Source organism: Stenotrophomonas sp. EMP41, assembly GCF_047495535.1.
GTDB lineage: Bacteria > Pseudomonadota > Gammaproteobacteria > Xanthomonadales > Xanthomonadaceae > Stenotrophomonas > Stenotrophomonas sepilia.
This window is the reverse complement of the sequence record NZ_CP179923.1, coordinates 456,738-481,284: the sequence shown is the minus strand read 5'-3', so window position 1 is coordinate 481,284 and position 24,547 is coordinate 456,738. Positions and strand designations below refer to the sequence as shown.

At 66.6% G+C, this 24,547-nt stretch carries 16 protein-coding genes and 4 tRNA genes; 6 read left to right on the top strand and 14 right to left on the bottom strand.

The window, feature by feature from the left end:
• Window positions 1-280 precede the first annotated feature (280 nt).
• From nusG to ACMGRF_RS02090, 9 genes are all read right to left on the bottom strand, one after another.
• A complete protein-coding gene (nusG, locus tag ACMGRF_RS02130) occupies window positions 281-841 on the bottom strand; it encodes a transcription termination/antitermination protein NusG (protein ID WP_004154362.1) in 561 nt (186 codons plus the stop codon).
• Window positions 842-851: 10 nt separating this feature from the next.
• Window positions 852-1,265 (bottom strand): preprotein translocase subunit SecE, encoded by a 414-nt coding sequence (gene secE, locus ACMGRF_RS02125; protein WP_004145202.1) that lies wholly within the window; start codon window positions 1,263-1,265, stop codon window positions 852-854.
• 49 nt (window positions 1,266-1,314) lie between these two features.
• Window positions 1,315-1,390: transfer RNA gene (locus ACMGRF_RS02120), tRNA-Trp, on the bottom strand.
• A gap of 102 nt (window positions 1,391-1,492) precedes the next feature.
• On the bottom strand, window positions 1,493-2,683 hold the full coding sequence (tuf, locus tag ACMGRF_RS02115) for an elongation factor Tu (protein WP_049416993.1): 1,191 nt from the start codon (window positions 2,681-2,683) through the stop codon (window positions 1,493-1,495).
• Between the two features lie 41 nt (window positions 2,684-2,724).
• A tRNA-Thr gene (locus ACMGRF_RS02110) sits at window positions 2,725-2,800 on the bottom strand.
• Window positions 2,801-2,849: 49 nt separating this feature from the next.
• Window positions 2,850-2,923: transfer RNA gene (locus ACMGRF_RS02105), tRNA-Gly, on the bottom strand.
• 24 nt (window positions 2,924-2,947) lie between these two features.
• Window positions 2,948-3,033 (bottom strand) — tRNA-Tyr (locus ACMGRF_RS02100).
• A gap of 137 nt (window positions 3,034-3,170) precedes the next feature.
• Window positions 3,171-4,187, bottom strand: coding sequence for an isoaspartyl peptidase/L-asparaginase family protein (locus ACMGRF_RS02095; RefSeq protein WP_049439741.1), 1,017 nt, complete (start codon window positions 4,185-4,187; stop codon window positions 3,171-3,173).
• Between the two features lie 122 nt (window positions 4,188-4,309).
• Window positions 4,310-5,329: a cyanophycinase gene (locus tag ACMGRF_RS02090; RefSeq protein WP_414485603.1), complete on the bottom strand. Its 1,020-nt coding sequence runs from the start codon at window positions 5,327-5,329 to the stop codon at window positions 4,310-4,312.
• A 170-nt stretch (window positions 5,330-5,499) separates the two neighbouring features.
• Between ACMGRF_RS02090 and ACMGRF_RS02085 the strand changes: the two genes are divergently transcribed.
• The 6 genes from ACMGRF_RS02085 (at window position 5,500) to ACMGRF_RS02060 (ending at window position 19,900) form a co-directional block, all read left to right on the top strand.
• Entirely contained in the window at window positions 5,500-8,238 is a 2,739-nt protein-coding gene (locus ACMGRF_RS02085; RefSeq protein ID WP_164284287.1) for a TonB-dependent receptor plug domain-containing protein, read from the top strand.
• 162 nt (window positions 8,239-8,400) lie between these two features.
• The gene (locus ACMGRF_RS02080; RefSeq protein WP_262222882.1) at window positions 8,401-11,172 is read left to right on the top strand and encodes a response regulator; all 2,772 of its coding nucleotides are present in this window, start codon (window positions 8,401-8,403) and stop codon (window positions 11,170-11,172) included.
• Window positions 11,169-12,392: an EAL domain-containing response regulator gene (locus ACMGRF_RS02075; RefSeq protein ID WP_262222881.1), complete on the top strand. Its 1,224-nt coding sequence runs from the start codon at window positions 11,169-11,171 to the stop codon at window positions 12,390-12,392. Before ACMGRF_RS02080 ends, ACMGRF_RS02075 begins: the two co-directional genes overlap by 4 nt.
• Before the next feature lie 121 nt (window positions 12,393-12,513).
• On the top strand, window positions 12,514-15,741 hold the full coding sequence (locus ACMGRF_RS02070) for a hybrid sensor histidine kinase/response regulator (protein WP_099494650.1): 3,228 nt from the start codon (window positions 12,514-12,516) through the stop codon (window positions 15,739-15,741).
• A complete protein-coding gene (locus ACMGRF_RS02065; protein ID WP_049416983.1) occupies window positions 15,738-16,379 on the top strand; it encodes a response regulator in 642 nt (213 codons plus the stop codon). The genes ACMGRF_RS02070 and ACMGRF_RS02065 overlap by 4 nt, the downstream gene beginning before the upstream one ends.
• Window positions 16,380-16,642: 263 nt before the next feature.
• Window positions 16,643-19,900: an autotransporter outer membrane beta-barrel domain-containing protein gene (locus tag ACMGRF_RS02060; RefSeq protein WP_262222880.1), complete on the top strand. Its 3,258-nt coding sequence runs from the start codon at window positions 16,643-16,645 to the stop codon at window positions 19,898-19,900.
• A gap of 504 nt (window positions 19,901-20,404) precedes the next feature.
• On the opposite strand, the gene ychF is transcribed toward ACMGRF_RS02060, so the two are convergent.
• The 5 genes from ychF to ACMGRF_RS02035 form a co-directional block, all read right to left on the bottom strand.
• Window positions 20,405-21,496, bottom strand: coding sequence for a redox-regulated ATPase YchF (gene ychF / locus ACMGRF_RS02055; protein ID WP_005415403.1), 1,092 nt, complete (start codon window positions 21,494-21,496; stop codon window positions 20,405-20,407).
• 98 nt (window positions 21,497-21,594) lie between these two features.
• Entirely contained in the window at window positions 21,595-22,176 is a 582-nt protein-coding gene (locus ACMGRF_RS02050; RefSeq protein WP_262222879.1) for a DMP19 family protein, read from the bottom strand.
• 41 nt (window positions 22,177-22,217) lie between these two features.
• Window positions 22,218-22,796, bottom strand: a complete 579-nt coding sequence (gene pth, locus ACMGRF_RS02045; RefSeq protein WP_032956928.1) for an aminoacyl-tRNA hydrolase — start codon at window positions 22,794-22,796, stop codon at window positions 22,218-22,220.
• Window positions 22,797-22,844: 48 nt separating this feature from the next.
• Window positions 22,845-23,462, bottom strand: a complete 618-nt coding sequence (locus ACMGRF_RS02040; RefSeq protein ID WP_005415401.1) for a 50S ribosomal protein L25/general stress protein Ctc — start codon at window positions 23,460-23,462, stop codon at window positions 22,845-22,847.
• 109 nt (window positions 23,463-23,571) lie between these two features.
• On the bottom strand, window positions 23,572-24,531 hold the full coding sequence (locus ACMGRF_RS02035) for a ribose-phosphate diphosphokinase (RefSeq protein ID WP_005415400.1): 960 nt from the start codon (window positions 24,529-24,531) through the stop codon (window positions 23,572-23,574).
• Between the last annotated feature and the right edge of the window lie 16 nt (window positions 24,532-24,547).

Below are 24,547 nucleotides of genomic sequence, written 5' to 3'. Positions count from 1 at the left end.
TAGCGCCTTTCGACAACAGGCTCCCCATCGGACCGGGAATCACGCGTCCCGGCATCGCGTTTTGAAATCATGCTGAAGGCCACCTTGCGGCGGCCTCGTCCTGCTGGCTTTCCGAGCAGGAAGCCGCGCACTATAACAGGTTTTTTCTTCACATGCCTGAAGCGGCACGTAAACGAACGGAACCGGGCCAGGCCCGGTTCCCTTTGTCGAGTCGAGCCATGCTCGACTACCGCACCATCCAGACCCCGGAGTCGAGCGTGGCTCGACTCTACAGGACAGGTCAGACGGCCTTTTCGACCTGGCCGAACTCGAGCTCGACCGGAGTGGCACGACCGAAGATCAGCACCGAGACGCGCAGGCGGCTCTTCTCGTAGTTGACTTCTTCGACGACGCCATTGAAATCGTTGAACGGACCGTCGGTGACGCGGACCATCTGGCCCGGCTCGAACAGCACCTTCGGACGCGGCTTCTCGACACCTTCCTGAACGCGGTTCAGGATGGCCTCGGCCTCGGAATCGGCGATCGGCAGCGGACGATCGGCGGTGCCGCCGATGAAGCCCATGACGCGCGGGGTTTCCTTGACCAGATGCCAGCTTTCGTTGTCGATGCGCGGAATACCGGCTTCCTCGTGGGTCTCGATCTGGACCAGCACGTAACCCGGGAAGAACTTGCGCTCGGAACGGCGCTTCTGGCCGGCGCGCATCTCGACCACTTCCTCGGTCGGGACCAGGACGTCGCCGAAGCGCTCTTCCATGCCGTCACGGACGATGCGATCGCGCAGAGCCTGCGCCACCGACTTCTCGAAGCCCGAATAGGCGTGAACGACGTACCAACGCTTCATGCAATTCTCCTTAGCGGCTCAGGAACCACTGAGTCAGTTTCTGGATCAGGAAGTCGAAGCCACCCAGCAGAAGACTGAGGATGAGCACCACGACGATCACGACCCAGGTCATGCGGACGGCTTCCTGGCGCGTCGGCCAGACCACCTTGCGCAGTTCGAAGCGCGACTCGGAGAGGAATTCGCGGGTGTCGCGCCCCTTGCCGGTCAGCATGAACACGCCGATACCGCCAACCAGACCGACCACGACCGCCAATGCACGCAGCTGACCCGCCCACGCACCCAGCTGGGCGGCGCGACCGGAGTCGGCGGAGAACCAGAACCAGACGAACAGACCGGCCAGCACCAGCAGCGATGCGGCGACATACTTGACGATATCTCCACCGTTGGCGGAGTTGTCCTTGGAGTGTTCGATCTTGCTATTCATCCGGCTGTGTCTGCTTTAGCGGCCCAGGCCGCTGGATAAGGTGGGCAGATGGCACGCCAGGAGGGACTCGAACCCCCAACCTGCGGTTTTGGAGACCGCTGCTCTGCCAATTGAGCTACTGGCGTACGTTGAAAACTTGCCTTCCCTTAGACGGCGAAGGCGGACCGAGGTTCCCGGCCCGCCATTCGCGTAACCGGCGGCGCTATGCAACCACCGGTACTGCAGGCTTACTCGATGATCTTCGAGACCACGCCGGCGCCGACGGTACGGCCGCCTTCGCGGATGGCGAAGCGCAGGCCTTCGTCCATGGCCACCGGATTGATCAGGGTGACTTCCATCTTGACGTTGTCACCCGGCATCACCATTTCGACGCCTTCCGGCAGCTTGGCGGCGCCGGTGATGTCGGTGGTGCGGAAGTAGAACTGCGGACGGTAGCCGTTGAAGAACGGGGTGTGGCGGCCGCCCTCGTCCTTCGACAGGACGTACACTTCGCCTTCGAACTTGGTGTGCGGCTTGATCGTGCCCGGCTTGGCCAGCACCTGGCCACGCTCGACGTCGTCACGCTTGGTGCCGCGCAGCAGCAGGCCAGCGTTGTCGCCTGCCTGACCCTGGTCCAGCAGCTTGCGGAACATTTCAACGCCGGTCACGGTGGTCTTCTGCACCGGACGGATGCCGACGATTTCGATTTCGTCGCCAACCTTGATCACGCCGCGCTCGATACGACCGGTCACCACGGTGCCGCGGCCCGAGATCGAGAACACGTCTTCCACCGGCATCAGGAACGGCTTGTCGATCGCACGCTCCGGCTCCGGAATCCAGCTATCCAGCGCGTCGACCAGCTTCAGGATGGCCGGCACGCCGATGTCGCTCTGGTCGCCTTCCAGCGCCAGACGGGCCGAACCGGCGATGATCGGGGTGTCGTCGCCCGGGAACTCGTACTTGCTCAGCAGCTCGCGCACTTCCATCTCGACCAGCTCGAGCAGCTCGGCGTCGTCCACCATGTCGGCCTTGTTCAGGAACACGACGATGTACGGCACGCCGACCTGGCGCGACAGCAGGATGTGCTCACGGGTCTGCGGCATCGGGCCGTCAGCGGCCGAGCACACCAGGATCGCGCCGTCCATCTGGGCGGCACCGGTGATCATGTTCTTGACGTAGTCAGCGTGGCCCGGGCAGTCAACGTGGGCGTAGTGACGGATCGGGGATTCGTATTCGACGTGCGCGGTCGAGATCGTGATGCCACGCGCCTTCTCTTCCGGCGCGGCGTCGATCGAGGAGTAGTCCTTGAACTCGCCACCGAAGCGCTCGGCACCGATCTTGGTCAGTGCGGCGGTCAGCGTGGTCTTGCCGTGGTCGACGTGACCGATGGTGCCGACGTTGACGTGCGGCTTGGTGCGCTCGAACTTACCCTTGGCCATGGCTGCTTATCTCGAATTCGTCTGAGAGGTGATGCTTAAGATGGTGCTCACGAAAGGAATCGAACCTTCGACCTCTTCCTTACCAAGGAAGTGCTCTACCGACTGAGCTACGTGAGCCGAGTTTTGCATTATGACATGAACTCGATAATATTCAAAGTTCATTCAATGGAGCGGGAGACGGGAATCGAACCCGCACCATCAGCTTGGAAGGCTGAGGTTCTACCATTGAACTACTCCCGCGCCGGGAATGTCACAACGTGAAACTGGTGGAGGGAGGTGGATTCGAACCACCGAAGGCGTAAGCCAGCAGATTTACAGTCTGCCCCCGTTGGCCGCTTGGGTATCCCTCCTTACCACCCCAACCCGTTGCCGCCGAAGCGTTGCGGTGTGTGGTGGTGAGCCGCTTATTCTGCTGATCGGGCGGGGGGCTGTCAACGCTTTTTTCCATCTTTTTCACACGTTGTCGCAAACCCATTGATACGCAAGGTTATTGCCCAGGGACCGGCAGGGTCTCGCTGGCGAAAATTGCGACATGGGGGACGCCATCGGCGCCGATCCAGCCCCGATACATGCCCTGGGTGTTGAACGGCATGGCCATTTTTCCGTCTGCGGCAAGCACGATCGCGCCGCCGTCGCCGCCCATCTTCGGAATCATCTCGTTGATCACGCCCCTGCCGGCCTGCTCCGGCGTCTGCCGCTGGTAGCGGATGCGCGCACAGATCTCGTGCGCGGCCGCAGTCCGGATGTAGTACTCGCCCCAACCGGTGCCCGATACCGCGCAGCCCGCGTCGGCCCAGGTACCGGCGCCGACGATCGGCGAATCACCCACACGGCCATAGCGCTTGTTGGTCATGCCACCGGTGGAGGTGCCGGCGGCAAGCTGCCCCTGCGCATCCAGCGCAACGGCGCCCACCGTGCCGAAGTGCCTTGCGGTCTCCAGGTCGGCGTGCGCCTGGCCACTGGCTTCTTCCTTCAATGCGCGCTGCAGTTGCTGCCAGCGCTTGTCGGTACGGAAGTAGGATGGATCGACCAGGGTGATGCCCTGCTCCACCGCGAACGCCTCGGCACCCTGCCCGACCATCATGACGTGCCTGGACTTCTGCATCACGGTCTGGGCCAGCAGGATCGGGTTGCGCACCCGCTGCACGCCGGCCACCGCACCTGCAGCCTGGGTGGCGCCGTCCATCACCGCGGCATCCAGTTCGTTGTGGCCGTCATGGGTGAACACCGCGCCCTTGCCGGCGTTGAAGGTCGGATCGTCCTCCAGCACGGTGATTGCCGCAGTGACGGCTGCAAGCGCCTGGCGACCGGCCGCCAGTTCGGCATGGCCCTTCAGCAGCGCCGCGCGCAGCGCGTCGCGCGCAGCCTTCTCCTCAGCCGGCGACAGGTCCTTGCGCTCGACGCCCGCACCGCCGTGGATGACCAGCAACGGCGAGGCGGCCGGGGCGGCCTGGGCAAGCAACGGCAGGGACAGCAGCGCGGACAGCACCAGGCGCAGTTTCATCAGGGACGTCTCCAGAAGGTGTAGTGAGAGGATTGCACCGGTAGTGCCGGCCGCTGGCCGGCACCGGTCGCATCAGGACAGACGGGTTGCCGGCCAGCGGCCGGCACTACCGCGAGGGAAGATCACTGGCGGACGACTTCAATCTCGCCGTCACTGACGTCGGCCACGGCCTGGTAATCGGCCTCGGCCTGGAAACCATCCAGCCGCATGCGGCTGCCGCTGGCCACCACCGTCACCGGCACCGCATGGAAGCGCAGTGGCTCGCCCTCCACCAGGCGGTCGGCACCGCGGCCGGGGCTGACGACCCACACCTTGCCTTCGCCATCCGCGCTGTAGACCCGGGCCCGGCCATCGGGCTCAACGCACAGGGCGGTGTCCTCATCGACGCCGATGCCGACGATGTCAGGGTCGCCGCTGTCCTGGGCGGCACGTGCCACGAACACGATCAGGCGACCGAGCCGGTCACGCTTGTCGAAATGGGTGTCGGTGACCACGCGCTGCAGGTAGGGCATCTGCAGGAAGCCGCTGTCCAGGGTCACGGCACTGCCCATCGGGTCGGCCAGCGCACCGGCCGAGGTGATGCTGCCGCCATCCATGGCGCCATAGGCATAGCCGCCGAGGATGGCCAGGCCAGCGCTGGTACCGGCAATCGGCTTGCCGGCGCGCACATGGGCGTTGAGTGCGCGGTTGAGTGCGGTGCCCTTCCAGAAGCGGATGTAGCGGGACTGGTCGCCGCCGGCAATGAAGATGGCATCGGCCGCGGCGACCACGCGCAGCACCGCCGGATCATCGGCACCGCGGCGGCTGTCGAAGACCAGGGTCTGCACTGCGGTGGTGCCGCCGATCTCGCGGTACAGGCGGTCCTGCAGTTCGTCGCCGCCGGAGGCGCGCAGAATCAACACACGGCCATTGCCGGCCTGCTTCAGCCACCACTGGAACGCCTCCGGCACCCACTCGCCACCGCCCATCAGCATCATGGCGGGCGCGCGCGGACCGGGACGCGGGGATTCCAGATCGCCGACTTGGTAATAGGCGAAGCCGGGGCCCTGCAGGTCCTGCGCGGGCGTGGCCAATGGCCAGCCCAGCACCAGCAGCGCCAGCCAGGCGAAGGGGCCAGGCAGGGTGCGGTCGAGGCGTCGCATCTTGATCTCCCTGAACAAAATCGACTTGCAAGCGTTTTCACTCTTTGCCAGATAGGGGCCCAGTAGTCAAGGACATGAAAAAGGCGTTAAATGCGCGCGCCCATTCCGGAAGTCTGAATGGGGGACAGGGCCCCTCCTCTGCGGGCCGGCTTCTTTTCCGAGAATTCCTCATGCGTAGACAGGCGATGGCGTGGTCGATCCAGCTGGCGTTGATGGGCGTGGCTGCTTCCGCGGCGGCCCAGGCACCGGCTTCCTCTTCGGTGCAGCAACTGGACGCGGTGCAGGTCACCGGCTCGCGCATTCCGCGCGCCCAGGTGGAAGGCCCCGCTCCGATCACGGTGATCAACGCCGAGCAGATCCGCTCCAGTGGCTTCACCAGCGTGCCGGACGTGCTGCGTGCGATGACCCAGAACGGCGGTGAGACGCAGAGCCAGCAGTCTTCCAGTGGCGCCGACTTCTCGCCGGGCGCCCAGCAGGTGGACCTGCGCGGCCTGGGCCCGAACCACACGCTGGTGCTGGTCAATGGTCGGCGCATTGCCGATTTCCCGATGCCGTTCAAGGGCCGCAGCAACTTCACCGATGTCTCCAACATCCCGCTGGGCATGATCGAGCGCATCGAAGTGCTGACCGGCAGCGCCTCGGCCATCTACGGCTCGGACGCGATCGCCGGCGTGGTCAACTTCATCCTGAAGAAGAAGGCCGACGGCACCACGATCGACATGCGCATGGGCACCACCAGCGAAGGCGGTGGCGAGTCGTTCGACATGAGCCTGGCCAGCGGCTTCAGCCGCGGCAACTTCAACGCCGTGTACAGCGTCGAGCTGCAGTCGCAGACCCCGCTGTGGGCCTATGAGCGCGACATCCAGGACTCGACCCAGGATGGCCCCACCGAGGGTTCGCGCATCGCGCGCCGCGCCTATCTGCGCACCGACTACAACGATGACTACCTGGACCCGGGCGCCGCCACCTGCGAAGCGCTGTCCGGCCAGAACCAGGGCAGCACCTATCGCGCCTACCGCCCGAAGTACGGCTACTACTGCGGCAGCGACAGCTCGATCGGCTACGGCACCATCCTCAGCAAGCGCCGCGGTGCCAACGGCTACGCGTCGCTGAGCCATGACTTCGACAATGGCCAGCAGTGGTTCGCCGACGTGCAGCTGGGCTACCACACGATGTCGCTGATGCGCGACGTCACCCAGTGGGGCCGCATGGATGCCAACGGTGATGAGTCGGGTTACTTCAACAACGAAGCCACTGGCGAGATCGAGTTCTGGCAGCGCCAGTTCTCGCCCGAGGAAATGGGCGGCCTGCGCAACGCCATGGTGCGCAGCACGCAGAAGACCTTCAGCGTGACCACCGGCTTCAAGGGCAAGCTGATTGGCAGCTGGGATTACGAAGCGGCGTTGAGCCATTCGCAGTACCAGTCGCGCATCAGCTGGGCACAGATCATTGCCGCCAAGGCCAACGACCTGTTCCTGGGCCCGCAGCTGGGCGTGGATGACGACGGTTTCCCGGTCTACAACGCCGATCCGTCACGCCTGTACCGGCCGCTGACCCGCGCCGAGTACGACTCGATCGCCGCGCGTACCACCTACACGCCGAAGTCGCGCACCGAGACGGCGGCATTCACCCTGACCAACTCGGCCCTGTTCGCCCTGCCGGGGGGCGACGCCGGGTTTGCCGCGACCGTAGAAGTGGGCCAGCAGGCCTACTCGCTGAACCCCGATCCGCTGGCGACCGGGTACTACTACTACAGCTGGAAGGATTCGGACGGCAAGGGCTCGCGCAACCGCTGGGCGACGGCTGCGGAGCTGCGCATGCCGCTGCACGACACGGTCAACCTGAGCGTGGCGGGCCGCTACGACCAGTACCGCTATTCCGGACACACCATCGGCAAGGCGACCTGGAGCGGCGGCCTGGAATGGCGCCCGATCGATACCCTGCTGGTGCGCGGCTCCTACGGCACCGCATTCCGTGCACCGGACCTACACTATGTGTTTGCCGGACCGGGCAACGACGAGACCAGCGCCGAGGATCTGTACACCTGCCGCCTCGAGGAAGCCAGCGACTGTTCCGATTACGAGCGCAACCTGATCCGCAGCCGCACAGGCAACCGCCAGCTCGACCCGGAAACCAGCACGTCGTGGAGTGCCGGCTTCGTCTGGTCGCCGGCGATCGGCCTGGACCTGTCGGTGGACTGGTTTGACATCGACATGCGCAACCAGGTGCAGGACATGGACGTGCGCACGCTCCTGGCCAACGAAGCAAACTGCCGCCTGGGCAGCGCCGACATCAATGCGCCGACCTGCGTGGACGCGCTCGCCCGCATCACCCGCAGCAACGACGGACGCCTGTATGGCGTGCGCGTGGAGCCGATCAACGTCGCCCGCGAATCCACCTCCGGCATCGACGTCGGCCTGCGCTATCGCCTGCAGACGGGCATCGGCGATTTCATCTTCAACGGCACGCACACCTGGGTGAAGAAGCATGATTTCCAGCGCTACCCCGGCGACCGCACCGAAGACCAGTTCGCGGTCAACAGTGGCTTCGACATTCCGCGCACCAAGACCAGCCTGAGCGTGACCTGGGAGAAGGATGCGTGGTCGGCAACGGTGTACGGCTCGCGCCTGGGCAAGCTGCCGACCTCGGACAGCTACGACCAGGTGTTCGACTGGGACAGCGGCGACAGCCCGTACGTGAAGGCGACCTATCGCTACAACGCCTCGCTGCAGTACCGCTTCGACGACCACTCGCGCCTGTCGCTGTCGGTGGTCAACGTGTTCAACAAGATGCCGCCGAAGGACCGTACCTACACCGCTTACCCGTACTACGACGTGTCCTGGTTCGACAGCGTCGGCCGCACGATCAACCTGCAGTACACCCACAAGTTCGGTGGCAGCGCTCTGTAAGTGCCTGGCCAGCGCCGATACAGGAGACCCCCGCTTCGGCGGGGGTTCTCTTTTCCGCCGCCTGAACGGTACCCACGCGCAGGCTCCGGCCTGACCGGCCAGCGGGGGATTTTAGGAAACAGCTGATTCCGCGCTGTCAGCGCCGCTCCCTAGCATCGTTGCATGTTCCGCTTTCCCCGCCCTTCGCTGCAGCAGGCCGTGCCATCGACCACCGCGTCGGTGTTGCTGCGCTGCCTGACCGTCTGCGTCTTCATCTGCCTGGCCGCCGCAGCCGGGTTCTACCTGCTCACGGCATTCACCGAGGACATCTCGACCCATCGCCGCGAGATGAATGCAGCGGCCTACAAGGCACAGATCTATTTCGACCAGCGCGAAGCCCTGCTGCGCTACCTGGGTGATTCGGTGCTGGCCGGCAACCCGGATGCACCGGCCGCAGACAGCGAGGGCGTGCGCCAGGTGCCGCTGGATGGTCCCGGTGGCCAGCCGGGCCTACGGCTGCTGCTGTCAGCACGCGCCGAGCACACGCTGCGGGCACTGCAGACGCACCTGCTGCTGATCGATGCACACGGCGCGCATTGGCTGACCGGGGGCGAGGTTGACGTCGACCTGGTGCACCTGCCATCGCTGCGTGCGCTGCAGGCACGCAGCGGCAGCCTCGAGGGTGCAGACCCGGTGTACTGGCTGCGGCCGGGTGACAGTGGCGTTGCGCTGGCGCAGCCGGTACAGGCGGGCCCCCAACCGGCGCAGTGGCTGGTGCTGCTGCTCGATGGCGCGGCGGCGGCGAGCATGATCGACGGCCAGGGCATTGGCGGTTATGCGCTGCTCGACCGTGCGGGGCAGCCTGCATTGTCCAGCCAGGCGCCGCGGCTGGATGGTGCGGGCTGGAAGACCCTGCGGGAGCGCCAGGACGACAGCTTCGGCACGTTGTGGAGCGGCGGCCTGCCGCGCGGCGTAGCGCTGGTGAAAAGTGTCGGCAATGACGGCTGGCGGTTGGTCTACCACCTGCCGCCGCAGCTGCTGCTGGGCGACCTGGCCGTGCCCCTGCTGGTCTGCGTGCTGTTGCTGCTGCTGGCCGGTGTTGCGCTGCGCCTGCTACGGCATCGCGTGGACCTCCAGCTGATCCAGCCAGCCCTGCAGCAGCACCGCCGCCTGCTGGAGAACCTGGACTTCAGTTCGACGGTGATCGACATGGCGCCGGTCGGCATCTGCGTCCTGCGCCGCAGCGACCGCGCGTTGCTGCTCTCCAACCAGCTGCTGCGCGACTGGCTCGGCGACGAAGGCGAACACAGCGACTGGCAGGCACCATGGCGCGGACATGCCGGCGAACGCGGGCGTGGACTTGAATTCACCGCCCGCGACGGGCGCCAGCTGCAGGTGCTGCACGCGGCCTGCCGCTACCAGGGCGATGACGTGCTGCTGTGCGTCTTCCATGATATTTCCCGGCACCGCCAGGCCCAGGCCGCGTTGTCGTCGGCACGCCAGGCCGCCGATGCGGCCAACCAGGCCAAGAGCGCGTTCCTGGCCACCATGAGCCATGAGATCCGCACCCCGCTGTATGGCGTGCTGGGCACGCTGGAGCTGCTGGGGCACACCTCGCTGGACGCCCGGCAGTCGCAGTACCTGCGCACCATCGAGAGTTCCTCGTCGGTGCTGCTGCAGTTGATCAGCGATGTGCTGGATGTTTCCAAGATCGAGTCAGGACAGCTCAGCCTGGAGCCGACGGCGTTCTCGCCGCGCGAGCTGACCGAGAGCGTGCTGCGCAGCTTCGCCGCGTCGGCCACCTGCAAGGGCCTGCAGATCCTGGTCTGTACCGATCCGCGCCTGCCGACACGGGTGCTCGGTGATGCCGACCGCATCCGCCAGGTGCTGGGCAACCTGCTCAGCAACGCGATCAAGTTCACCGAGCATGGCCGGGTGGTACTGCGCGTGCGCCAGGTGCAGCGCGAAGGTGAATCGAGCGTGCTGGCCTGGCAGGTGACCGATACCGGCGTGGGCATCGCTGCGGAGGAACAGGCGCGGTTGTTCGAACCGTTCCGCCAGGTCCGCGGCGCGGCCAGCGCGCAGGGCACCGGCCTGGGCCTGTCCATCAGCGACCGCCTGGTACGCCTGATGAGCGGTGAGCTGCAGGTGGTGAGCGAGCCCGGGCTGGGCAGCAGCTTCAGCGTCCGCCTGCCGTTGCCGGTGCTGGCCGTTGCCGAGGATGGCCCCACACTTCTGCCGGAACCACCGATCCTGGTGCGCGGCCGCGACCGCGAGCTGGTCGACAGTGCCTGTGGCTGGCTGTGTCGCTGGGGCGCCAACGCGCAGCCCCTGCTTGGCGACCCGGCGTTGCTGGACCATGACGGCGCGATCCTGATGGATGGCGAAGCCGGGATGCCGCTGGCCTGGTCGGGCCCGCGCGTGGTGGCATCGATCGAGGGCGGTGACCAGCCGATCACTGCCGCCGATGGCAGCCTGGTGGTGACCCTGCACGGCATGACCGCGATCGGCAAAGCGCTCGCCAGCGTGCAGCAGCAGCGTGCGGCGCAGCCGGAGGCCACGCGCACGGCACCACCGATGCCTCTGGGCCTGCGCGTGCTGGCCGTCGAGGACAACCCGATCAACCGGGTGATCCTGGCCGAGCAGCTGCGCACCCTCGGCTGCGACGTGGAGCTGGCACAGGATGGCATGGAGGCGCTGCAGCGGTGCCGCGAGCAGTGCTTCGATCTGGTGGTGACCGATATCAACATGCCGCGCATGGACGGCCACGCGCTGGCCCGCCAGCTGCGCGATGACGGCGACCCGGTACCGGTGATCGGCGCCACCGCCAATGCCACCGCCGAAGAGCGCGAGCGCTGCCTGGCCAGTGGCATGCAGGGCTACCTCAGCAAACCCATCGACATCGCCCGCCTGCGCAAGGCGCTCACCGCCCTGCGCCAAGGAGACCCCGCATGACCCAGCGCGTCCTGATCCTGGAAGACCAGCCCTTCCAGCGTGGTTTCCTGGCAAACCTGTTCGGCAGCCGCGCCGGTGTCCAGGTCGATGCCTGCGAAGACGTGGATGCCGCCATCGCACTGTGTGCCTGCCAGCCCTACGACCTGGTGGTCAGTGACCTGCTGATGCCCGGGCAGGACGGCATCCAGTTCATCCAGGCACTGGCGGCGCAACCACGCCCGCCGCGCCTTGCCGTGGTCAGCGCGGCCCCGCGGCGGATGATGACCTCGGCACGGCTGATGGCCGAATCGCTGGGGCTGGATGTGATCGGCCTGCTGCCCAAGCCGGTGGCGGCCGCCGACGTGGACGCCCTGTTCGAGGCGCTGGCGCAGGTGCGCCCGGCCACTGGCAAGGCCCCCTCACTCGCGGCAGCGGCAGTTCCCGAACCGGATGCGTCGCAGCTGCGCCAGGCGATGGCCGATGGCAGCCTGACGGCGTGGTTCCAACCCAAGAAGTCACTGCACTCCGGACGGGTGGTGGCGGCCGAAGCACTGGTGCGCTGGCGCCACCCGCAGCTGGGCACGCTGGCTGCCGGCAGCTTCCTGCCGGCGATCTGCCGCTACGGGCTGGAGGGCGACCTGCTGCGGATGATGCTCAAGGCCAGCATCAGCGCACAGGCGCGTTGGCGCAAGCAAGGCTTCCGGGTACCGGTGTCGATCAACCTGCCGCCTCATCTGCTGGAGCAGTCGGACCTGCCCGATGAGCTGCTGGCGCTGACCCTGGCCCACGGCGGCTCGCCCGGCGAGTTGTGTTTCGAACTGATGGAGAACAGCACCACGCGGCACGTCAGCGACTTCTATGCCGGTGCCTGCCGGCTGCGCATGAAGGGCTTCGGCCTGGCCCAGGATGATTTCGGGCAGGGCCTGAGTTCGGTCCACAACCTGGTCAATACCCCCTTCACCGAGGTCAAGATCGACCGCGCGCTGGTCAGTGGCTGCGCCCGTGACCCGGCCCTGCACCTGACCCTGTCGACGGTGATCGCACTGGCCAACCAGCTGGGCCTGACCATCGTGGCTGAGGGCGTGGAAAGTGATGCCGACCTCGCCGCACTGCGGCAGTTGGGGTGCAGCCAGGTGCAGGGGTTCCTGATCTCGCAGGCGCTGCCGTCGGACGAATTCAACCGCTTGCTGGACGAGGAAGCACCGCAACTGGACGAAAGGCCGCAGGCTGCCCTGCGCTGACGTGGATTCCACGACGGCTTCACAAAAACATCAAGCGGCATTGACGATCCTGTCTGTGCAGTAGCGGCGGACTTCGCGCCGCCACCGGTGCCAATGTCCGCCCCCTGCCCTGAGACCTGCCATGCCGGCCGAGGCCGCTCCTGTACGCCGACTCGCGCGCCGCTCGCTCCGCGTCCATGCCCTGTTGATCGGCGTGGTGGTGCTGGCGACCCTGCAGGCCGGACTGCTGCTGTCGGCCGGCTCGCAGCTGTTGAACGAAGAGCGCAGCAAGATCGAGTACCACTTCCGCCGCCTGGACGGCACGTTGCGCGAGCAGGAGCGCTTCCTGCGCCAGTGGCGGCTGCATGATGTCGGCGTACGAGGCCAGCCGGTTGCCGATGCCAGCGTGGAACTGCAACGCGGTCCGCTGTACGCCAACTTCGCGGTGATCGGGACCGAGGGGGCCGGTCGTTCGCCACCGACCGAGCTGGGCGACCGGTTCCTGCGCTTCTACGGCACGTTCTGGTCCGCTTCGCGCTACCCACCACCGCAATGCCTGCTGGTCGATGGCCAGGGCACACGCGGGCTGCTGGCACCGGTACAGATCGTCGGTACCGATGCGAGCCAGAACAGCCCGCATCACCTGCGCCCGGCGATCGCCGACATCCACCGCGCACTGGGTACGCGGCCCACGCTGCAGCGCGGCGGCATCGTCTGGGTAAGCGTGCCGTGGCGCGACCGGCAGACCTGGCTGCTCGCCATCGCCCACGCCCCGCAGGATGCGCGCCTGTGGGGTGAGGACGGCAAGGATTCGCAGGCCGCGCTGGCGTGCCTGCTCGATCCGGCACGCGTCGATGACTACCGGCAGGTGCTGGGTGTTCCGGTGTTCCAACGGCTGTCGCTGTTCGATGCCGATGGCCAGCGCCTGCTGGGCGATGCTGCAGATGCCAGCAACGCTGGCACCTCCTGGCAGGCAGGCCTGGGAGGCCTGCAGTTCCGCATGCGCAGCGAGCGCGGCTGGCTGGCGGTCTACCACGTCAGCTGGCGGCAGGTATTCCAGCACCCGCAGGGGCCGCTGCTCGGTGCGACGGTGGTGGCCCTGCTGCTGGCACTGGGTGGCACGCTGGTGCTGCGCGCGTATCGGCGCTCGGTCATCGAGCCGCTGCGCAGCAACCACGCGCGGCTGCTGGAAAGCGAAGCCTTCAGCCGCACGATCCTGGACAACGCGCCGATCGGGCTGTGCCTGCTGCGCCGTTCCGATGGCAATGTGCTGCTGGACAACACCCTCGCCCGCCGCTGGCTGGGTGAAGACCATCATACCGGAGGCTGGCACGGCCCCTGGCGGCGCAGCGTGCTCGCCGCTGGAGGCACCACGCTCGGCGATGGGTTGGCCTACACCACGCCCGAAGGCCGCCACCTGCTGGTGACGGCGACGCCGGCGCGCTACCGCGGCGAGCCGGCGGTGCTGTGCCTGTTCATCGATCTCAGCAGCCAGCACGAAGCCGAGCAGGTGCTGCAGCAGGCGCGCCGTGCCGCCGACCAGGCCAACCGGGCCAAGAGCCAGTTCCTGGCCACCATGAGCCATGAGATCCGCACGCCGCTATACGGCGTGCTCGGCACCCTCGAACTGCTCGGACTGACGCCACTGGATGCGCGTCAGCGGGACTACCTGGGGACGATCCAGCGTTCGTCCTCGACGCTGATGCAACTGATCAGCGACATCCTCGATGTCAGCAAGGCCGAGGCCGGGCAACTGAGCCTGGAACCCAGCCCGTTCGATCCAGTGCATCTGACCGAGGATGCGCTCGACTCGTATGCTGCCGCGGCCGCCGGCAAGGGGCTGCAGTTCTACGCCTGCATCGATGCCGATGTGCCACCCGTGGTGTGCGGTGATGCGGCTCGGATCCGCCAGATACTCAACAACCTGATCAGCAACGCGCTGAAGTTCACCGACAGCGGACGCGTGGTGGTGCGCGTTTCGGCACGCTGGCAAGAGCAGCGCTGCTGGCTGCAGTGGCAGGTCGCCGATACCGGCATCGGCATTGCCAGCGAGCACCAGGCACACCTGTTCGAGCCGTTCTACCAGGCCAACCCGGGCACCGATGCGATGCGCGGCACCGGCCTGGGCCTTTCCATCTGCGCGCATCTTGTGGCGTTGATGGAAGGCCGGCTGCGCGTGGTCAGCGAGAGCGGCCTGGGCAGCAGCTTCAGCGTCGAACTGCCGCTGCCCCCGGCGCCGGCCGATCCGCAGCAATCTCCTGCGCCGCAGTTGCCTGCGGGCCTGCAGGTACAGGTGCGGGGCGGTGTGCGCGAGCTGGTCCAATCACTGTGCGACCGCCTGCAGCAGCGCGGTGCACTGGCCAGCGTGTACCGCGATGAAAGCCCGGCGGGCTTGCCGTCGTCCACCGTGCTGCTCGACCTGGTCCTGGACGACGCGTTGCCCGGGTGGGTGGATGGACCGCGCGTGGTTGCCTGCCGCGAAGGCGGCGTGCGGCCACGGCAGATCGATGGCGCCTGGCAGGTTGGCCTGCACCGGTTCGACGCGATCGTGCTCGCATTGGCCGCCGCCAGTGGCCAGCCGCTGGCGGCCAGCACCGAAGGGCGCCTGCCGGCGACGCGCCGTTTCGGCCTGCAGGTGCTGGTGGCCGAGGACAACCCGATCAACCAGGCGATCCTGCGCGACCAGCTGGAACAGCTCGGCTGCCGCGCCGTGGTCGCCAGCGACGGCAATGAAGCGCTGGGCTACTGGCAGCAGGACGAGTTCGCGCTGGTGCTGACCGACCTGAACATGCCGGGGCTGGATGGTTATGGCCTGGCCCGTGCCTTGCGGGCACGTGGTGCCCGCGTGCCGATCCACGGGGCCACTGCCAACGCCGACCCGGCCGAACGCCAACGCTGCCAGGAATCGGGGATGCAGGGCGTGCTGGTCAAGCCGATCACGCTGGAAGCGCTGCAACGCCTGCTGATCGGGATCACCCGGGGCGATGCAACGGTTCCCGCGCCATCGCAAGGACCGGAATCCACCGATACGCTCGATGATGATCTCCCGCTGCAGGTTCCCGCGAAGATGCAGGCGTTGTTCGTGCGGACAATGCAGGCCGACCTGGACAGCCTGCGCCAGTCGATTGCCAGCGCCGATCCCGCGCGCGTGGTGCAGGTACTGCATCGCATCCGTGGCGCACTGGTCATCGTGGGCGCACCCGCGCTGGTGGACAGCGGCCTGCAGATCGAGCACAGCCTTGCGGGCGGCGATGACCTGGCCACCCAGGCGGCGTCGCTTGCCCGCTTCCAGCGACGCCTCGAACAGCTGTTGCATCCGCTGCTTGATGCGGCCTCCCCTTCCCCACCTGACGACCCGACCCCGCCATGACCACACGGATCCTCATCGCCGACGACCACCCGATCGTGCTTGCCGGCATCCGCGACGTATTGGCCGGGGAACTTGACCTGGACGTGGTGGGCGAAGCGGCCGACCCGGCGACGCTGATCGAACTGATGACCCGGACCCGGCCACAGGTCGTGATCACCGACTACAGCATGCCGGGGGGCGACCGCTTCGGGGACGGCATCAAGCTGATCTCGTTCCTGCGCCGCAGCTTCCCGGAGACGCGCCTGCTGGTGCTGACGATGGTGTCCAATCCGTCGTTGGTTGCAGCGATGTATGCCGCCGGTGCCGGCGGCGTCGTGCTCAAGAGCCATGGATTGGGCAGCCTGGTACAGGCCCTGCGCGTGGTGCTGGCCGACCGCGTCTACCGGCCACCGGGCCTGCTGCCGGTCGCGGCGAGCGAACCAGCCGATGCCGATGCGGTCCGTGCACGCCTGTCGCCGCGCGAGCTGGAAGTGATCCGGCTGTTTACCGGCGGCATGAGCGTGGGCGACATCGCACGCCAGCTGCAGCGCAGCGCCAAGACGGTCAGCACGCAGAAGATCAGTGCGATGCGCAAGCTCGGCGTGGACAGTGACCAGGCACTGATCGAGTACTGCCTGCAGGCCTCGTTGTTCGCCTGAGGCCCACTCCAGGCTGAATCCTGCGGGCCCCGTACGAGGGCCTGCGACGGCTTTAGGAAACGCCTGATTCCATAGGACAGTGCCGATTTCTAGGCTGGACGCATCCCGCCATGGTGCGCCTGCCGGCAGCAACCGCGTCGCCGTGGGGGACGGAAGCCCGATGGCGCCTGCAGCTGCCATCGCGTGTGGCTTCCGCAGCGACGCGGCCCTGCCGCGCCAGTCCGCGCAGCCCTGCTGCGCCCTGCCACAGGAAGTCCAACAGCATGTACGCCTCCCCCACTCGGCGCCGCCGTGCGTCCGGGCGCGCGCGCCTCGCGCCTGCTCCCCTCCTTCCCAGCCTGCTGGCAACCGCCCTGTGGGCGGCACTGCCGGTCCACGCCGCCGATCTGACCGGGCCCCTGCAGGTCAGCGATGGCAACAGCCTGCAGCTGGGTACCGATGATGTCCTCACCCATGGCGCGGGCAGCTTCGCACTGGCCGTCACCGGCGCTGGCAGCAGCGCACTGATCGACGGCAGCCGCATCAACGTGACCGGTAATGGCAGCGCCGTGTCTGCCGCCAACGGCGGCCAGGTGCAGCTGCGCGGTGCCACCCTGTCGATCGCACCCGCTACCGGCGCGGGCTTCTACGCGCTGTATGCCAATGGAGCCGGCAGTGTGATCGATGCGCGCGATGTCGACATCGATGCCACGCGCAATGGCAGCGGATTCGGCAGCGTGCAGGCCTACAACGGTGGCGTGATCCGTTACACCGGGGGCCGCCTTTCAGCGACAGGTACCGGTGCGGTGCTGGCCGGTGCGTCCGGCAAGGGCAGTGAACTGCACCTGGCCGATCTGCAGATGAGCGCCGACGGTGGTGCCCGCCTGCGCGCCGACAGCGCAGGCCTGCTGACGATCCGCAACAGCCGCATCACCCTCGCTCCCGGTGGCATCCTTGCAGGCGTGGCGGTCAACGGCGTGGGCAGCCGCGCCGAGTTGTACGACACCTACCTGCAGAACGGCTGGTTCGATATCGACAGCGGTGGCAGCGTGCTGCTGGAGAACGTGGAAGCCCATTCGGTGGGCGGCAGCATGCGCCTGCTCGGCAGCAGCATCAGCAAGACCTATTCCAGTGCAGTGATCAACGGCGGCAGCTTCTCCACCGTCGGCGGCTATGGCGTGAACATCAACAGCTGGGGCCAGCTGACCGCGCGCGACGCCGCGTTCGATGTGCGTGATGGCTACTCCGGATTCTGGCTGGCCAGCGATGCGTCGCGCCTGCAGCTGACCGACAGCACCATCGACACCTGGACCGACACCTACGGCTACGGTGTCGAGATCGCCGGCGGGGTCGCCACCGTGCAGGGTGGCCGGATCACCACGCACGGCGATGCGACCTATGGCGTACGCGTGACCGGTTCCACCGGCAGCACCGCCAGCCGCATTGAAGCCAGCGGCAACGTGATCGACGTGCGCGGCAACGGGGGTGGCGGCGTGTTCATCGGTGGCTCCACCGCCACCGCGCTGCTCGACACCGTTGCGATCCGCGGCGACGGCGAGAACGTGTTCGGCATCGTGCACATGAACACCGCGCGGCTGACCCAGGCCGATCGCCTGGACATCCGCATGACTGGCAGCAACAGTGGTGGCTACCGCTCCTACCTGACCGCGTTCGGCCCGTACTGGAACCGTGCCACCTTCAATGACAGCCACATCGAGACCGCCAGCGGCGCCGCGTTCTGGCTGCAGGGCAGCAACCATGCGTTGACCGTCAATGGCAGCGATGTGACCGCAGGCGACGGCAGCGGGCGCCTGCTGCGGGTCAGCGACACGGTGTTCACCGATGGCAGCAGCGTGGCGACCAGCCGCATCGACTTCAGCGCCGACGCCAGCACGCTGCGCGGTGACGTGGTAGTCGACAGTGCAACGGCTGACGTACGCATGGTGCTGGGCAACGGCACCACGTTCAGCGGTGCTCTGCGCAACGATTCCGGCTACCAGGTCGCACAGCTTGCGCTGGATGGCAGCAGCCAATGGAACGTGCGTGGCAGCTCCAGCGTCGGCGCGCTCGAACATGCCGGCACCATCGCCTTTGATGCCCCGGGGGCAAGCGGCTTCAAGACCGTCACTGTCAGCGGCGACTATGTGGGCAACGGTGGCCAGTGGATTTTCAACCGTGCACTGGGTGACGACACTTCGCTTGGCGACCAGCTGGTCATCAATGGCAACAGCAGCGGCACTGCCAGCGTGAGCGTGCGCAATGCCGGCGGTGCCGGTGCACTGACGCAGGAGGGCATCCGCCTGATCACCGTTGGCGGCCAGTCCGATGCACAGTTCAGCCTGCAGGGGCGCGCGGTTGCCGGTGCCTACGACTACTTCCTGTTCAAGGGCGGCGTGTCGACCCCGGATGATGGCAACTGGTACCTGCGTTCGGAATACGTGCCACCCGTCGATCCGCCGGAGCCGCCGGAACCGCCGATTGATCCGCCGCAGCCGCCGCAGCCGCCGGAGCCGCCGGTCGATCCGCCGTCACCGCCGGAACCGCCGGTGGATCCACCGTTGCCGCCGGAGCCGCCGATCGATCCGCCGCGCCCACAGGTGGAACGCCCGGAACCGGCGGCCTACCTGGCCAACCGCAGCGCCGCGCTGGGCATGTTCCGGCACAGCCTGTACGACCGCGCCGGTGATCCCGCCGCCGAGGCCGGCGCCAGCAGCGATGCCGTGGCCTGGATGCACCTTCGCAGCGCGCAGCCCGACAGCCACGACCGCAGCCGCCAGGTCCAGGTCGATGGGCAGATCAGCAGCGTGCTGGTCGGCGTCGGCCGTCGCTTCGAGGTGGGCGGCGCGGGCGAACTGCAGGCAGGTGCGATGCTGGGCCACGGCCGCGCGCGCAATGACAGCCGCTCGCAGGTGACCGGCTACACCGCGCGTGGCGTGGTCACCGGCACCAGTGTGGGTGCCTATGCCACCTGGCTGCAGGATGCGCGCATGCAGGGCGGCGCCTATGTGGATGGTTGGCTGCAGTACGGCCGCTTCCGCAACAGCGTGCAGGGCGATGGCCTGCAGAAGGAACGTTATGACGCCCGCAACTGGAGTGCATCGGCCGAAGCCGGCTATGTGCTGCCCCTGCGGCGCACCGCGCAGCGCGGCATCTACCTGCAACCGCAGCTGCAGGTGGTGCACAGCCGCTATGACAGCGATCGCGTGGTCGAGGCCAACGGCACGGTGGTCGAAGGCCGCGGTGATGACGAGACCAGCACCCGCCTCGGTCTGCGCCTTTACAGCCGCGGGTTGAGCCCGGCGCAGGGCCAGGTGCATCCGTACGTGGCAGTGAACTGGTGGTCCGGCGGCAACGGCGCGGGCATGGCGATGGACGGCGAGCGGCTGCAGCGGCAGCTGCCGCGCGACATCTACGAGGCCAAGGCCGGTGTGCAGGTGAATCTGTCCGGTGGTTGGCGCGGCTGGGGAGAACTGAGCCGGCAGAGCGGCGGCATGGGCTTCCGCGATGTCGGGGCCCAGCTGGGCGTGTCGTACACCTGGTGATGCGGCAAGTGCCCGGCAAGGGAGTGCCGGGCGCTTTTTCCACATGCTGCGTGGAAAGCGATGGGAGTTTGCTGTGGACAAGTGGCGGTGAGCTCCACGCATCAAGCGTTTCAGGCATTGGCGTTTTTTTGTCCACGCCCATGCGCGGTTTTCCACATCCGCCGTGGAGAGTGATTGGGATTTGGTGTGGACAAGTGGGTGCGAGCATTGCACCGCAGGCGTTTCGAAGCGTGGTGAAAATTTGTCCACGCTGCACAGGCAAGCCTGGCAGAGCCGAGCCCACGCTCGGCTGATGCCCCCCTGAGCCGAGCGTGGGCTCGGCGCTACAGGGAGCTGCGCGTTTTTCCACATGCGGCGTGGAAAGCGATGGGAGTTTGCTGTGGACAAGTGCCGGCGAACGTCACGCCGCAAGCGTTTCGCAGCGTGGTGATTTTTTGTCCATCGCCGGAAACGCGAACGCCCCGCACAGGGCGGGGCGTCCGGGGCCGATCCGTTGCTGCCGGATCAGACGTTGAAGCGGAAGTGCAGGATATCGCCTTCCTGCACGCGGTATTCCTTGCCTTCCAGGCGCAGGCGACCGGCTTCCTTGGCGCCGGCTTCGCCCTTGTACTTGATGAAGTCGTCATACGCGATGGTTTCGGCGCGGATGAAGCCCTTCTCGAAGTCGGTGTGGATGACCGCGGCGGCCTGCGGGGCAGTGGCGCCCTTGCGCACGGTCCACGCACGGACTTCCTTCACGCCAGCGGTGAAGTAGGTCTGCAGGCCGAGCAGGCTGTAGGCCGCGTTGATCACGCGGTTCAAGCCCGGCTCGCTCAGGCCCAGGTCGGCCAGGAAGGTATCGCGGTCCTCGTCGTCGAGCTGGGACAGTTCTTCTTCGATCGCGGCCGACACCGGCACCACCTGCGCGCCTTCTGCGGCGGCATGCGCGCGCACGGCTTCCAGGTGCGGGTTGTTCTCGAAACCGTCTTCCAGCACGTTGGCGATGTACATCACCGGCTTCAGGGTGAGCAGGAACAGGTCGCGCACCAGCGCCTTCTCTTCCTCGTCCAGGCCGGCCGAGCGGCCGGCCTTGCCCTCCGACAGCGCCGCCTGCAGCTTGGCCAGCACCGGCTTGCGCGCCGCTGCATCCTTGTCGCCGCCCTTGGCCGCACGCTCGGCACGGTTCAGTGCCTTCTCGACGCTGTCCAGGTCGGCCAGCGCCAGCTCGGTATCGATGGTTTCGATGTCCGAGATCGGATCGACCTTGCCGGCCACGTGCACGATGTCGCCGTGCTCGAAGCAGCGCACCACGTGAGTGATCGCGTCGACTTCGCGGATGTGCGCCAGGAACTTGTTGCCCAGGCCTTCACCGCTGGCGGCGCCGGCGACCAGGCCGGCGATGTCGACGAACTCGACCGCGGTCGGGATGACCTTCTGCGGGTTGATGATGCCCGCCAGCTCGTTCAGGCGCGGATCCGGCACCGGCACGATGCCGACGTTCGGCTCGATGGTGCAGAACGGGAAGTTCGCCGCGGCGATACCCGCCTTGGTCAGCGCATTGAACAGGGTCGACTTGCCGACGTTGGGCAGGCCGACGATGCCGCATTTGATACCCATGGGTTGAATCCGGGTTTGAGTGTAAGTGGATGATTCGGGATTCAAGGCTCGCCTGCGGGCATGCCCTCAATCCCCAATCGTCCTTCCAGTAGCCCAAGCTAGAACGCAGCGTACAGCTTGTGCTTCTCAGCGTAGGCCTGCAGTGCAGCAGAAAGCTCTAGCCTCTCCTCAGTCTCACGAAATCTCTGGCTGAAGCGGTCCAGCAGAACTTCGACACCGTCCGGCAACTCATTATGCTGACCGTACATTTTCTCCCACCGGACACCTTCGTCCTTGGGCACGGCGTCGTCACCGAACAGCACCATCTTGGCTTCTTTGAGCACGTCGCCCAATTCGACCAGCCCCATTTCTTCAAGACCTGCGAGCGTCTCTTCGTAATAGGCACCCGAGTAACTGTCGAAGTACGTACCAATGCCGCCACGCCAGACTTCGCTACTTGTCACCGAAACCGCGAAGTAGCGCTGATCTGGCGTCAGGAGCCCTGAAAATCCACAGCCCGAGCCGCCTTCCTGTTCCACCAGCCAGTTCCAGTGGCGCCCTGCAGCGGAATTCTCGTATCGGTCCAGCTCTTCGCGCATCTCCTTGTTTCGCACCTTCGCCTCTTCCATGCTTTGCCGCGTGCCATTCCGGCACGGCATGCAGAGCCCATCGTTCCGGGCCGCCGTCGCCAGCAGGATCATGGCGCCACACACGGTGCAGGGAGTACGCGGGTCGGTCATGGTCAGCGCGGGGTATGCAGCCGCTTCATCGCTTCGTTGAAATCGCCCTGCACCGCCAGCGGCAGCACGTCGATCGCATCGTCGATGGCGCGTGCGATCAGCACGTCATCCTCCTTGGACGGGCGCCCCAGCACCCAACCCACCACGCGGTCCTTGTGGCCGGGATGGCCGATGCCCACGCGCAGGCGGTGGAATTTGCCATGACCCAGCAGGCGGATGGTATCGCGCAGGCCGTTCTGGCCGCCGTGGCCACCGTCGAACTTCAGTCGCGCCGCACCGGGCGGCAGGTCCAGCTCGTCGTGGGCCAGCAGGGTTTCCTCCGGCTCGATCTTCCAGAACCGCTGCGCGGCGGTGACCGACTTGCCGCTGAGGTTCATGAAGGTGGCGGGCTTGAGCAGCCACACCGTCTGCCCGGCGATCTCGACCTTGGCGGTCTCACCGAACAGCTTGCTGTCCACATTCCATCGCGCACCGGCCTTTTCTGCCAGGGCCTCAACGAAATGAAACCCGGCATTGTGCCGGGTCCGGGCGTGTTCGGATCCGGGATTGCCCAGACCGACGATCAGTCGCAGTCCTGCCATGGTTCCTTCCAGTACGGTGCCTGCCCGGAGGCAGGCACCGCAGCGGTATTACTCGGCGGCAGCCGCTTCTTCGTCAGCCGCGTCGGCCTTGCCGGCCTTGGCGGTGACGATGGCGTCGTCGTGGTCCTTGCCCAGCGCCAGAGCCGGGATTTCCACGCCCTTCGGCAGCTTGATGTCGGACAGGTACACCACGTCACCAGCCTTCAGCTCGCCCAGGTCGACTTCGATCGACTCCGGCAGGTCCTTCGGCAGGCAGGTGATGGTGACTTCCTTCAGTTCGTGGGTGACCACGACATCGGCAGCCTTGCCGGCCGGCGAGGTGTCTTCGTTGACGAAGTGCAGCGGGACCGAAGCGGTCAGGGCTTCGTTCTCGTTCACGCGCTGGAAGTCCAGGTGCATGATCAGCTGCTTGTACGGGTGGCGCTGCATGTCACGCAGCAGGACCTTCTGCACCTGGCCGTCCAGGTTCAGGTCCAGGATCGAGGCATAGAACCACTCGTTCTGCTGGGCCAGCCAGATTTCGTTGTGGTCCAGGCTGATGGCGACCGGCTCGGCGTTGCCGCCGTACACGATGGCCGGGATCACACCAGCGTGACGCAGGCGGCGGCTCGCACCCTTACGCTGCAGTTCACGCTTGGTGACCTTGATTTCATGGGTCTTCGACATTTTCGACTACTCAGGTTGTTGCCTCGCCTTTCGGCATGGCGGTTGAAGATGCTTCCGCGACCAGAAGCATCCGGGTATGCCCCCGCCGTTGCCGGCAGGGGCGAAAAACTCAGTCGACGTACAGCGAGCTGACCGATTCGCCGAAGGCGATGCGGCGCATCGTTTCGGCCAGCATTTCCGCCACGCTCAGCTGGCGGATCTTGCTGCACACCCGCGCCGCGTCCTTCAGCGGGATGGTGTCGGTCACCACCAGCTCGTCGAGCTGGGAATTGGTGATGTTGTCCACCGCCGGGCCCGACAGCACCGCGTGGGTGCAGTAGGCGGCGACCTTGAGCGCACCGCGCGCCTTCAGGGCAGCGGCAGCGGCGCACAGGGTGCCGGCGGTATCGACGATGTCATCGACCATCACGCAGGTCTTGCCTTCGACGTCACCGATGATGTTCATCACGGTGGAGACGTTGGCGCGCGGGCGGCGCTTGTCGATGATCGCCAGATCGGCGTCATCCAGGCGCTTGGCCACTGCACGGGCGCGGACCACGCCACCCACGTCCGGCGAGACGACGATCAGGTTCTCGGTGCCGTAGGCGCGCCAGATGTCGGCCAGCAGCAGCGGGGACGCATACACGTTGTCCACCGGAATATCGAAGAAGCCCTGGATCTGGTCGGCGTGCAGGTCGACGGTCAGCACGCGATCAGCGCCCGCGGTGCTGAACATCTTCGCCGCCAGCTTGGCAGTGATCGGCACGCGCGAGGAGCGCATGCGGCGATCCTGGCGCGAGTAGCCGAAGTAAGGCACCACGGCGGTCACGCTGGCCACCGATGCGCGCTTGAGCGCGTCGATCAGCACCAGCAGTTCCATCAGGTTTTCCGCGCTCGGCGCGCAGGTCGGCTGGATCACGAACACGTCCTGCTTGCGGACGTTCTCTTCGATCTCCACCTGCACTTCGCCATCGGAGAAGTGCGAGACCAGCGCCTTGCCCGGGCGAACCCCCAGTTCCTTGCAGATGTTCTGCGCCAGACGTTTGTTGGCGTTGCCGGAAAAGACCAGCAGGTTCGGGGACTCTTGCATCATGATTGTCTCGGGC

Bases quoted from the DNA above. Each gene is read 5' to 3' on its own strand.
- nusG (WP_004154362.1), bottom strand. From the start codon at position 841: ATGAAGCGTTGGTACGTCGTTCACGCCTATTCGGGCTTCGAGAAGTCG.
- secE (WP_004145202.1), bottom strand. From the start codon at position 1,265: ATGAATAGCAAGATCGAACACTCCAAGGACAACTCCGCCAACGGTGGA.
- tuf (WP_049416993.1), bottom strand. From the start codon at position 2,683: ATGGCCAAGGGTAAGTTCGAGCGCACCAAGCCGCACGTCAACGTCGGC.
- ACMGRF_RS02095 (WP_049439741.1), bottom strand. From the start codon at position 4,187: ATGAAACTGCGCCTGGTGCTGTCCGCGCTGCTGTCCCTGCCGTTGCTT.
- ACMGRF_RS02090 (WP_414485603.1), bottom strand. From the start codon at position 5,329: ATGCGACGCCTCGACCGCACCCTGCCTGGCCCCTTCGCCTGGCTGGCG.
- ACMGRF_RS02085 (WP_164284287.1), top strand. From the start codon at position 5,500: ATGCGTAGACAGGCGATGGCGTGGTCGATCCAGCTGGCGTTGATGGGC.
- ACMGRF_RS02080 (WP_262222882.1), top strand. From the start codon at position 8,401: ATGTTCCGCTTTCCCCGCCCTTCGCTGCAGCAGGCCGTGCCATCGACC.
- ACMGRF_RS02075 (WP_262222881.1), top strand. From the start codon at position 11,169: ATGACCCAGCGCGTCCTGATCCTGGAAGACCAGCCCTTCCAGCGTGGT.
- ACMGRF_RS02070 (WP_099494650.1), top strand. From the start codon at position 12,514: ATGCCGGCCGAGGCCGCTCCTGTACGCCGACTCGCGCGCCGCTCGCTC.
- ACMGRF_RS02065 (WP_049416983.1), top strand. From the start codon at position 15,738: ATGACCACACGGATCCTCATCGCCGACGACCACCCGATCGTGCTTGCC.
- ACMGRF_RS02060 (WP_262222880.1), top strand. From the start codon at position 16,643: ATGTACGCCTCCCCCACTCGGCGCCGCCGTGCGTCCGGGCGCGCGCGC.
- ychF (WP_005415403.1), bottom strand. From the start codon at position 21,496: ATGGGTATCAAATGCGGCATCGTCGGCCTGCCCAACGTCGGCAAGTCG.
- ACMGRF_RS02050 (WP_262222879.1), bottom strand. From the start codon at position 22,176: ATGATCCTGCTGGCGACGGCGGCCCGGAACGATGGGCTCTGCATGCCG.
- pth (WP_032956928.1), bottom strand. From the start codon at position 22,796: ATGGCAGGACTGCGACTGATCGTCGGTCTGGGCAATCCCGGATCCGAA.
- ACMGRF_RS02040 (WP_005415401.1), bottom strand. From the start codon at position 23,462: ATGTCGAAGACCCATGAAATCAAGGTCACCAAGCGTGAACTGCAGCGT.
- ACMGRF_RS02035 (WP_005415400.1), bottom strand. From the start codon at position 24,531: ATGCAAGAGTCCCCGAACCTGCTGGTCTTTTCCGGCAACGCCAACAAA.